General features: G+C 67.6%; 7 protein-coding genes and 1 pseudogene. 5 read left to right on the top strand and 3 right to left on the bottom strand.

Annotation, left to right across the window (positions count from 1 at the left end; genetic code table 11):
* Positions 1-583: 583 nt before the first annotated feature.
* Genes E1263_RS31235 through E1263_RS31225 form a run of 3 tightly spaced genes read right to left on the bottom strand, consistent with a single transcriptional unit; the run spans position 584 to position 3851 of the window.
* Positions 584-1561, bottom strand: a complete 978-nt coding sequence (locus E1263_RS31235) for a uroporphyrinogen decarboxylase/cobalamine-independent methonine synthase family protein (RefSeq protein ID WP_132173907.1) — start codon at positions 1559-1561, stop codon at positions 584-586.
* Positions 1558-2649, bottom strand: a complete 1092-nt coding sequence (mnmA, locus tag E1263_RS31230; protein WP_132173905.1) for a tRNA 2-thiouridine(34) synthase MnmA — start codon at positions 2647-2649, stop codon at positions 1558-1560. The genes E1263_RS31235 and mnmA overlap by 4 nt, the downstream gene beginning before the upstream one ends.
* Positions 2649-3851, bottom strand: a complete 1203-nt coding sequence (locus E1263_RS31225) for a cysteine desulfurase family protein (protein ID WP_132173903.1) — start codon at positions 3849-3851, stop codon at positions 2649-2651. The genes mnmA and E1263_RS31225 overlap by 1 nt, the downstream gene beginning before the upstream one ends.
* Positions 3852-4268: 417 nt before the next feature.
* Between E1263_RS31225 and E1263_RS44420 the strand changes: the two are divergent.
* The 5 genes and pseudogenes from E1263_RS44420 to menC all read left to right on the top strand — a co-directional run.
* Positions 4269-5918: pseudogene (locus E1263_RS44420) on the top strand (S9 family peptidase); the annotation flags it as partial.
* A gap of 66 nt (positions 5919-5984) precedes the next feature.
* Positions 5985-7307 carry a serine hydrolase domain-containing protein gene (locus E1263_RS44415; RefSeq protein WP_420323400.1) on the top strand — a complete coding sequence of 441 codons (1323 nt, stop codon included), beginning with the start codon at positions 5985-5987 and terminating at the stop codon, positions 7305-7307.
* Positions 7307-8392 (top strand): M20 family metallopeptidase, encoded by a 1086-nt coding sequence (locus E1263_RS31215; RefSeq protein ID WP_132173899.1) that lies wholly within the window; start codon positions 7307-7309, stop codon positions 8390-8392. The genes E1263_RS44415 and E1263_RS31215 overlap by 1 nt, the downstream gene beginning before the upstream one ends.
* Positions 8389-9171, top strand: a complete 783-nt coding sequence (locus E1263_RS31210) for a GNAT family N-acetyltransferase (protein ID WP_132173897.1) — start codon at positions 8389-8391, stop codon at positions 9169-9171. The genes E1263_RS31215 and E1263_RS31210 overlap by 4 nt, the downstream gene beginning before the upstream one ends.
* Positions 9168-10265 carry an o-succinylbenzoate synthase gene (gene menC / locus E1263_RS31205; protein WP_132173895.1) on the top strand — a complete coding sequence of 366 codons (1098 nt, stop codon included), beginning with the start codon at positions 9168-9170 and terminating at the stop codon, positions 10263-10265. Before E1263_RS31210 ends, menC begins: the two co-directional genes overlap by 4 nt.
* Positions 10266-10298: the final 33 nt, after the last annotated feature.

Genomic DNA, 10298 nt, shown 5'->3' with positions numbered 1-10298 from the left:
CGGTGGGGACGGGGAGTGGGGAGGGCGGTTGACCTTGTGCACGCATCAACCATCGGTTCGGCGGAAAATGGTTGGTGGGGGCTCAAGGACGGGCACGAACGGCGCGTCACACCGCCTTGGCGATGGGGCGGGCACCCCGGTCGCGGGTCGCCGGAGCTAGCTATCAGCCGGTTCGCCGGTCGCCGGTCGCGGGAGGAGGCGCCGTAGCTGGCGATGGGCTGGTACGTCGGGCGTTGTACTGGCGGTAGGGCTGGTACGGCGAACGCGGCTGGAGGGCAGTCGCGCGATGATCCGCGAGTTGCCTGGACCTCGCCATCGCAGGGCGCCGCAGCTAGCGATGGGCCGGTATGGCGGACGCGGTCGTGCAGTGATCGCCGAGGGCGGACCTCGGCGTCGAGTGTGCGTACCGGGCGCATGTCCATCGATTACCAGCGGCACACTCCGCACAGTCGACGTACGCGGCTGGTCTGGCGCGTCGGGTGAAATCACCGGAGCGCTGGGCGATGCGGGTGGAACGCCGGCGATCGCAACGTCCGAAAACACGCCGACGACGTACGGCGGGGGCTCGGACGTTGTGGGGTTCCTAGGCGTCGGCGGCTTCGCCTACGACGTCGACGATCTTGCGGAGCAGCGCCAACCGCGCTCGGGCGTCGCGGGGGGAGGTTGCGTAGCCGAGGCCGCAGGCTGGGGTGATGACTACTTGCTTCATCAGCTCGGGGTCCAGGCCTAGCTCTCGCCAGCGGCGGATGAGCGGGGCCGCGGCCTGTTCCTGGTTCGGCAGGACTCCGGTCGTGGGGACCAGACCGGCGTAGATGGTCGAACCAGCCTCGACAGCAATGCCCAGCTGGTCCCAACCCGGTGCATTGAGCAACGAGATGTCTACGGCGATGCCCGACGCGCCGGACTTCGTGAAGACCTCGATCGGCGGTCGCGCCGCGCAGCAGTGGACCACGGTGGGTCCGAAACCAGTGAACAGGCTCAGAAGCTCCACCGCACCCGGGCCATCAATGGAGCGGTGCTTGCTCCAGCCAGAGGCGGTCGGGATAGCTCCAGCCAGTACGGCGGGCAGCGCCGGCTCGTCAATCTGCAGTACGACGTCCGCACCGGGCACCCGCTTGCGCACCTCGGCCAGATGGTGCTCGACCCCGTAGGCCAGCGCCTGAGCGAGATCCCGCCGCGCACCGTGGTCGGCCAGGATCTTGTCGCCCCGCGGTCGCTCGACTGTGGCGGCCAATGTCCACGGACCGGTGACCTGAACCTTCAGCGGACCGACATAGCCGTCCGCGTACTCCTCCAGCACGTCCAGGTCTTCCCGCAGTACTCCACGCGCCCTGCGCTGATCCAGACTCGCAGTCGCGTCCCCTCCCCCGGTAAGCCGCCAGCCAGCCGGTTGCAGATCAGCAGCCAGCTCAGTCACCAGTGCGATCGCGCGGCTCAGCATGTCGCCGTACGGGCGGGCTGGGAGCTCGGGGAGGAATGGGATATCGACCTCCTCGAGCAGGACCTTCATCCACTCGCGAATGCCGTCGCCTGGCAGCGAGCCCAGGCCAGTAGTCGTCACGCGTGCGCTGCGGCTACGCGGTCGACCGCGTCGATGGTGGCGGAGCCGATGACGCGGGTGCCGTCGTACAGGACCACGGCTTGTCCGGGGGCGACGGCGGAGGCCGGCTCGGTGAACTCGACCAGCACCTGGTCTCCCTCAAGGCGTGCGATCACTGCGACCTCTTCGCCATGTGCACGCAGCTGCGCGCGCACATGCAGCTCGGAGGTGGGCACCGGGCCGCACCAGCGCGGCTTCGATGCGGTCAGTCCGGTCACTGCGAGCTCCGCACGCGATCCGACCGTGACAGTGCGGTCCACCGGGCTGATGTCCAGCACGAACCGCGGCTTGCCGTCGGCGGCCGGCGTACCGATCCGGAGGCCCTTGCGCTGGCCGACCGTGAAGCCGTGCGTACCGCTGTGGTCGCCGAGCTTGTTCCCCTGCGCGTCGACGATGTCGCCGGGCGCCTCCCCCAGGTGCTCGCTGAGGAAGCCGGCCGTGTTGCCGTCGGCAATGAAGCAGATGTCGTGGCTGTCCGGCTTGTCCGCGACGGCCAGCCCCCGACGGGCGGCCTCCTCGCGGATCTCGGTCTTGGCCGTGTCACCGAGCGGGAAGAACGCATGCGCCAACTGCTCCTGCGTCAGCACGCCCAGCACGTAGGACTGGTCCTTCGCCGGGTCGACTGCTCGGTGCAGCTCGCGGCCGGCCGGGGTGTCGACGATGCGCGCGTAGTGGCCGGTGACGACCGCGTCGAAGTCCAGTGCGAGCGCTCGCTCGAGCACTGCGCTGAACTTGACCTTCTCGTTGCAGCGCAGGCACGGGTTCGGCGTGCGGCCGGCGGCGTACTCGGCGACGAAGTCCTCGACCACATCGGCGTGGAAACGCTCGGCCAGGTCCCAGATGTAGAAGGGGATGCCGATGACGTCCGCGGCTCGGCGTGCGTCGCGGGAGTCCTCGATGGTGCAGCACCCGCGCGCACCGGTCCGGTACGACTGCGGGTTACGGCTCAGCGCCAGGTGCACTCCGACCACGTCGTGCCCGGCCTCGGCCATCCGCGCTGCCGCGACGGCGGAGTCCACTCCACCGGACATGGCTGCGAGTACCCGCATCAGCTGTTCCTTCCCACGTTCTGCAGACCGGCGGACTGCGCCCGCTCCACCACCGGTCCGATGTTCTCCAGTACGGCGTCGATGTCGGCCTGACTCGACGTGTGTCCCAAGGTGAAGCGCAGCGACCCGCGTGCGCGCTGGTCGTCGTACCCCATGGCCAGCAGCACGTGGCTCGGCTCTGCGACCCCGGCGTTGCATGCGGAGCCGGTGGAGACCTCGATCCCGCGTGCATCGAGCAGCAGCAAGAGCGAGTCGCCCTCACAACCGCTGAAAGACAAGTGTGCGTTACCCGGCAAGCGACCAACCGGGTCACCCGACAGATGCGCGCCGTCCACGGTCTCCAGCACACCCTTGATGAGCTGGTCGCGCAGACCGGTCAGCCGGACGGACTCCAGCGGCTGGTCGGCGATCGAGTGTTCCGCTGCGACCGCGAAGCCGGCGATGGCCGGTGCATCCAGCGTGCCGGAGCGTACGTCGCGCTCCTGGCCGCCACCGTGCTGCACCGGGGTCAGCTTGGTCTCCTTGTGGACGACCAGCGCGCCCACGCCGTACGGACCGCCCAGCTTGTGCGCGGAAACAGTAAGAGCGTCGACACCGAGCGCAGCGAAGTCCACCGGCACCTGTCCGATCGCCTGGACAGCGTCGGTGTGCACAGGGATCCCGTACTCAGCGGCCAGCGCCGCGATCTCCTCGATCGGCTGCAGAGTGCCGACCTCGTTGTTGGCCATCATCACCGTGACGAACGACACCGTCTCCGGCGCCGACTCGATCGCCCGCCGTACGTCGTCCGGGCGGATCCGACCGAGCTCGTCGACCGGCAGCCATTCGATCTCGGCGCCCTCGTGCTGGCCCAGCCAGACGGCCGGGTCCAGGACGGCGTGGTGCTCGATACCGCTCAGCAGGATCCGGCGGCGGCGCGGGTCCTCGGTCAGGCGCGCCCACCACAGCCCCTTCAGGGCCAGGTTGTCCGCCTCGGTACCACCGGAGGTGAAGACGACCTCGCTCGGCTGCGCTCCCAGCGCAGCGGCGATGGTCTCCCGCGACTCCTCGACCGTCCGGCGCGCGGCTCGGCCGGCACCGTGCAGCGACGATGCGTTCCCAGTGCGCCCCAGGTGCGCAGCCATCGCCTCGATCGCTGCGGGGAGCATCGGAGTCGTCGCAGCGTGATCGAGGTAGACCGAACGAGGGCGCAAGGAGGTCATAACACCCTCAAGGGTAAGTCCTGCCGGGATGTTCCCGATCCAGCGCGGTGATTGCCCGTTTGTTCATCTCGACGAACCCAGCGTGATCACTTGTCGAATCCGACAAGTGCAGCCCCGGTGTGGCCACCTAGCATCGCTTGCAGGCAGCTGCCCGCTTCTGAGGAGGACTTCGTGACCCGACGTCTGCGTATCGACGACCTGGCCGAGCTAGCTGTCCCGGAGGAGCCCACGTTGTCTCCCGACGGCACGCAGGTCGCGTACGTCCTGCGGACCACTGATCTGAAGGCAGACCGCGACCTGCGGAGCCTCTGGCGGGTCCCGGCGGCAGGAGGCGAGGCCCGGCAGCTGACCCGCTCCGATGGCGACAGATCCCCGGTCTGGTCTCCTGACGGCAGCCGGTTGGCGTTCCTGCGAGCCATGGACGGCCCCGCGCAGCTCTGGGTGCTCCCCAGCGACGGTGGCGAGCCAGAACAGCTCACGACTCTCCCACTGGGCGCTGGTTCGCCGAAGTGGAGTCCGGACGGAACGCGGATCGCCTTCAGCGCACCTGTCGAAATCGCTCCCACCACCAACGACGCCCCGATCGCCACCAAGCGACTGGACTACCAGGCTGACGGCGTCGGCTGGCTGCGAACAGTCCGCAAGCACGTCCACGTGCTGGAGGTCGCAGCGAAGACAGTCCGGCAAGCAACTGAGGGTGACTGGCACGCTGGAGACCCGGCCTGGTCGCCAGACGGCACGAAGCTCGCATTCGGCGCGGCCACCTCGACCGACGCCGACCTGACCGCGAAGGCCCCGGCCTACGTCCTGGACGCGACCGATGCGAAGGCAGTGCCCCAGCTGGTTGGTCTGGCCGACGGAGTGGTCGCAGCGTCCGGATGGACAGCCGATGGCAAGGATCTGCTCTTGGTCGGCGGTCTGCACGGTCCAGTCGGCCACAGCCGACTGCTGCGGCTGGAGCTGACCTCTGGCACGGTGACCGACCTGACAGCCTCCTTCGACCGCAACGTGATGGTGGGCGGACCGGCCTACCCCGGTGGCCACCCCGTCCTGACTGACGGTGGCCGGACCGTCCTGTTCTGCGCCCGCGACCGCGGCTGCACACACCTGTACGCCGTACCGGTCGACGGTGGCACTCCGAAACGAGTACTGGGCGAGCCCGGGCACAATATCTCCGGTCTCAGCGTGGCGGGCGGGATCGCCACCACCACGCTGACCACTGAGACGTCGTACGGCGAAGTTGTCACCGTCGACCTGGAGACCGGCGCGAGCACACCACTGACGTCGTACGGCGAGAAGCTGGCGGAGGTGGAGCATTTCGCCCGAGTGGAGCGTGAGTTCACCATCTCGGACGGGACTGTCGTCGCCGCCTGGCTGATTCGCGACCCTGCAGCGACCGGCGCGCAGCCGTTGCTGCTGGACATCCATGGTGGTCCGCACGGCGCTTGGAGTGCCGGAGCTGACGAACTGCATGCCTACCACCAGGAGCTCGTCACCCGCGGCTGGAATGTGCTGCTGGTGAACCCGCGCGGCAGCGACGGGTACGGCGAGGAGTTCTTCACCGGGGTGATCAACGGTTGGGGCACGTCGGACGGCAAGGACTTCCTTGAGCCGATCGACCAGTTGGTTGCCGAAGGCATCGCTGATCCGGACCGTCTCGCGGTGGCCGGCTACAGCTATGGCGGCTTCATGACGTGCTATCTGACCAGCCGGGACAACAGGTTCGCCGCTGCCGTCGCTGGTGGCGTGATCAGCGACCTGACCAGCATGACGGGCACCTCCGACGCCGGGCACTACCTGACCGCCTTCCAGCTGGCCGGTGGTGACCTCAGCGCCATGTCACCCATGACCCAGATCGACGAGGTGCAGACGCCCACGCTGATCCTCCACGGCGATGCGGACCGCCGCTGCCCGCTCGGCCAAGCGCAGCAGTGGCACACCGCACTGCGTGAGCGCGGCGTACCCACCGAACTGGTGCTCTACCCGGAGGCAGACCACCTGTTCATCGTGCAGGGCAAGCCCTCGCACCGCATCGACTTCAACCGCCGCACACTCGAATGGGTCGACCAGTACGCCGGTAGCGCGGACGGTCCGCGTCGTCCGCGGCTCGATGCGGCGCACTGGCAACGCAGGCTGACCACACTGGCCGCAAAGCACGGTGTCACTGGTGCCACGCTTGGCATCCTGCGTGGAGGCGAGCTGGTGGAGGCAGCCACCGGGGTGCTGAACAAGAACACCGGCGTCGAGGTCACTACTGACTCGCTGTTCCAGATCGGGTCCATCACGAAGGTCTGGACGACCACTCTGGTGATGCAGCTCGTCGAGGAAGGTCTGATCGACCTGGACGCGCCACTAGTTGATGTACTGCCCGAGCTGCGGTTGAGCGATCCGGACGTGACCAAGCAGGTCACCATGCGGCACCTCGTCACTCACACGAGCGGTATCGACGGTGATGTCTTCGACGACACCGGCCGTGGTGACGACTGTCTGGAGAAGTACGTCGACGTGCTTGCCAACGTCAGCCAGAACGCTCCGCTCGGTGCCACCTGGTCCTACTGCAACTCTGGCTTCTCCCTGGCCGGACGGGTGATCGAGAAGCTCACCGGCAAGACCTGGGACCAGGTGCTGCGCGAGCGCATCATCACGCCACTAGGGCTCGGGCACACAGTCACGCTGCCCGAAGAAGCCCTGCTGCACCGGACGGCGGTCGGACACCTCGACGGGAAGCTCGCTCCGGTCTGGGGATTGCAGCGGTCGGCAGGTCCGGCCGGGCTGATCTCCTCAACGGTCGCTGACGTATTGGCGTTCGCCCGACTGCATCTGGACGGTGGCCTGGCACCTGACGGCAAGCAGCTGCTCTCCGAGGCCAGTGTCACCGAGATGGCTGAGCTGCACGCCGAACTGCCGGCCAACTCGCTCGGTGACTCGTGGGGACTCGGCTGGATCAGGTTCGCCTGGGACGGCCAGAGTGTGATCGGCCATGACGGCGGCACGATCGGCCAGACCGCCTTCCTGCGGATCCTGCCCACCGAAGGCCTGGCGATCACCCTGCTGACCAACGGCGGCAGCGCCGGCGACCTGTACGACGAACTGTTCGGGGAGCTCTTCCAGGAGCTGGCCGACGTCAAGCTGCCGACTCCCCTGGCTCCGCCGGCCACACCGCCAGCCGTCGACCTGGAGCCGCACACCGGACGCTACGAGCGCGCCGGCACGACGCACGAGGTGTTGGTCCGCGATGGCAGCGCCGTACTGCGCACCACGGTTACCGGACCGCTTGCTGCACTGGTTCCTGAGGCGACGCAGGAGCGCGCACTGGTGCCTGTCGATGACAGCGGCGACTTGTTCGCCATCAGGCCGGACGGTGCGCTGGCTTGGAGCGCAGTCACGTTCTACTCACTGCCGACCGGTGAGAAGTACCTTCACCTCAGCTCCCGCGCCACACCGAAGGTGGACTGATGGATCTGCTCAAGGATATCGAGACTCTGGTGACTTGCGAGTCGCCCTCGTCCGACAAGGAGGCCGTGGCGGCCAGCGCGGACGTGGTCGCCCAGTTGGGGACCGAGCGCCTCGGCAAGGCACCGGAGTACCTCGCCATCGACGGCTGGACGCATCTGCGCTGGAAGTTCGGCGACGGGCCGACACAGGTGCTCGTGGTCGGCCACCACGACACGGTCTGGCCGCTGGGTTCGCTTGCGACCCATCCGTTCCAGATCGAGGACGGCGTACTGCGTGGGCCGGGCTCCTTCGACATGAAGACCGGTGTGGTGATGGCGTTCCACGCAATTGCCGCTCTGCCCGACCCGAGTGGCATCACACTGCTGGTCACTGGTGATGAAGAGCTGGGCTCACCGTCGTCTCGTGCGCTCATCGAGGCCGAGGCGGCCGGCTGTCTCGCCGCACTGGTGTTGGAGGCGTCAGCGGACGGCGCCCTCAAGCTGGAACGCAAGGGTGTCTCCAACTACGAGCTCCAGATCACCGGCCGTGCCTCTCATGCCGGACTGGAGCCAGAGCTCGGGGTGAACGCCAGCATTGAGGCAGCACACCAGATCCTCGCCATCAACGAGCTAGGCAACCCAGAACTCGGTACGACGGTCACTCCGACCAAGCTGGTGTCCGGAACGGTGCGCAACACCGTCCCAGCCGCAGCGAGCTTCCTGGTCGATGTGCGCGCCCGGACTGTCGCCGAGCAACTGCGAGTGGACGACGCAATGCGGGCGCTCAAACCTGTGCTCCCCGAAGCAGTGCTCGAGCTGATCGGCGGTCCGAACCGGCCGCCGTTCGAACGCAAGATGGCCGAGGACCTCTACGAACGGGCCTCCGCACTGGCCGCAGAGCTCGGCCAGCCACCACTGCGCCAGGTCTCCGTGGGTGGAGCGTCTGACGGCAACTTCACCGCCGGCGTCGGTACGCCGACACTCGACGGGCTCGGTGCGGTGGGCGGCGGCGCGCATGCCGACGACGAGCACGTCATCGTCGACGAGATCGCGCCCCGGACCATTCTGCTCACCACGCTGATCGCAGACCTGCTGGGGCGACGATGACTGAGACAGCGACTGGCGTCCAGGTGCGTGAGCTGAAAGAGCTCGCCGACCTGGAGGCGGTCTACCAGCTGTTCCACTCCATCTGGCGTCCAGACCCTCACAACCCACCGGTGACGACCGACCTGCTGCGAGCAATGTCCAAAGCCGGCAGCTACGTGGGAGGCGCGTACGACAACGGCCAACTGGTCGGAGCGTGTGTCGGATTCTTCGGTGCGCCGTCTGAGCTGACGCTGCACAGTCACGTGGCTGGGGTGTCTCGTGAAGCGCGCGGCCGGAGCGTCGGTTTCGCCCTGAAGCTGCACCAGCGGGAGTGGGCACTGGAGCGTGGGTTGACGGCTATTGAGTGGACCTTCGACCCATTGATCCGACGCAACGCGTACTTCAACCTGATCAAGCTCGGTGCACGACCGACGCAGTACCTGCAGAACTTCTACGGGCAGATGCGCGACGAGATCAACGGCGCGGACGAGAGCGATCGGCTGCTGGTGCGCTGGCAGCTCGACGAACCTGTCGGCGGAATTGAGTTGCCAGCGGCAACCATTGCGCTGGGCCGCGGAGACGACGGCCGGCCGGTCCGCACCGAGCTGCCGACGACGGGTCCGGTGGCGATCGCCGTACCGAATGATGTAGAGGCCTTGCGGGCAACGGACTTCGCAGCGGCAAAAGAGTGGCGGCTGGCGGTGCGAGACGTGCTCGGTGGCTTGCTGGCGGACGGTGGCCGGGTGACTGGCTTCGATCGGACCGGATGGTACGTAGTCGAACGAGAGGGAATGGCATGAAGCTGACCGGAGTCGAGTTGCGGCGGGTGTCGCTACCGCTGGTATCACCGTTCCGGACGTCGTTCGGGACCGAGGTCACGCGGGACGCGCTACTGCTCCGGGCTGTCGGCACCGAGGCCGAGGGCTGGGGTGAGTGCGTCGCCATGGCCGCACCGCTGTACTCCGAGGAGTACGTCGACGGTGCGATCGACGTACTGCGCCGGTACTTCGTGCCTGCGGTGGCGGGGGTTGATCGGGCGACCCAGGTGGCCCCGGCGCTGGCGAAGTTCCACGGGCACCGGATGGCGAAGGCTGCGCTGGAGACCGCAGTGCTGGACGCTGAGCTGCGGACCGAGGGGCGCTCGCTGGGACGCGAACTCGGTGCTGTGCACGACCGGGTCCCGTGTGGAGTATCCGTGGGGATTATGGACTCGATTGATCAACTGTTGTCCGCTGTTGATCAATACATTGACGAGGGATATCTACGGATCAAGCTGAAGATCGAGCCGGGCTGGGACCTCAAGCCGGTGGCGGCCGTCCGGGAGCGGTACGGCGACATCCTGCTGCAGGTTGATGCGAACACGGCCTACGCGGTCTCGGATGCTCGGCACCTGGCGCAGCTTGATGCGTTCGATCTGCTCTTGATCGAGCAGCCGCTGGACGAGGAGGACATCCTCGGGCACGCGGAGCTGGCGCGGCAGGTCAAGACGCCGATCTGTCTGGACGAGTCGATCACCTCAGCCCGGGCAGCCGCGGCGGCGATCTCGCTAGGCGCATGCTCGATCGTCAATGTGAAGCCTGGTCGAGTGGGTGGCTATCTGGAGTCTCGGCGCATCCACGACGTCTGCGTGGCCAACGGCATCCCGGTCTGGTGTGGCGGCATGCTCGAAACCGGGCTCGGGCGCGCGGCGAATGTCGCGCTGGCTGCGCTGCCTGGCTTCACGCTGCCGGGCGACACATCTGGGTCGTCGCGGTACTACTCGACCGACATCACCGCGCCGTTCACGCTCGCGGACGGTCACCTCGCCGTACCGACCGGGCCGGGGATCGGCGTCGATCCGCTGCCGGACGTGCTGGATGCGGTCACCACCTGGACCGAATGGCTGCCGCTGTAGGAACCGACTAATCCAGGCACCGATGTTGTCCGG

This window comes from Kribbella antibiotica, from assembly GCF_004349055.1.
GTDB classification, from domain to species: domain Bacteria; phylum Actinomycetota; class Actinomycetes; order Propionibacteriales; family Kribbellaceae; genus Kribbella; species Kribbella antibiotica.
This window is presented reverse-complemented; position numbering and strand designations above follow the sequence as displayed.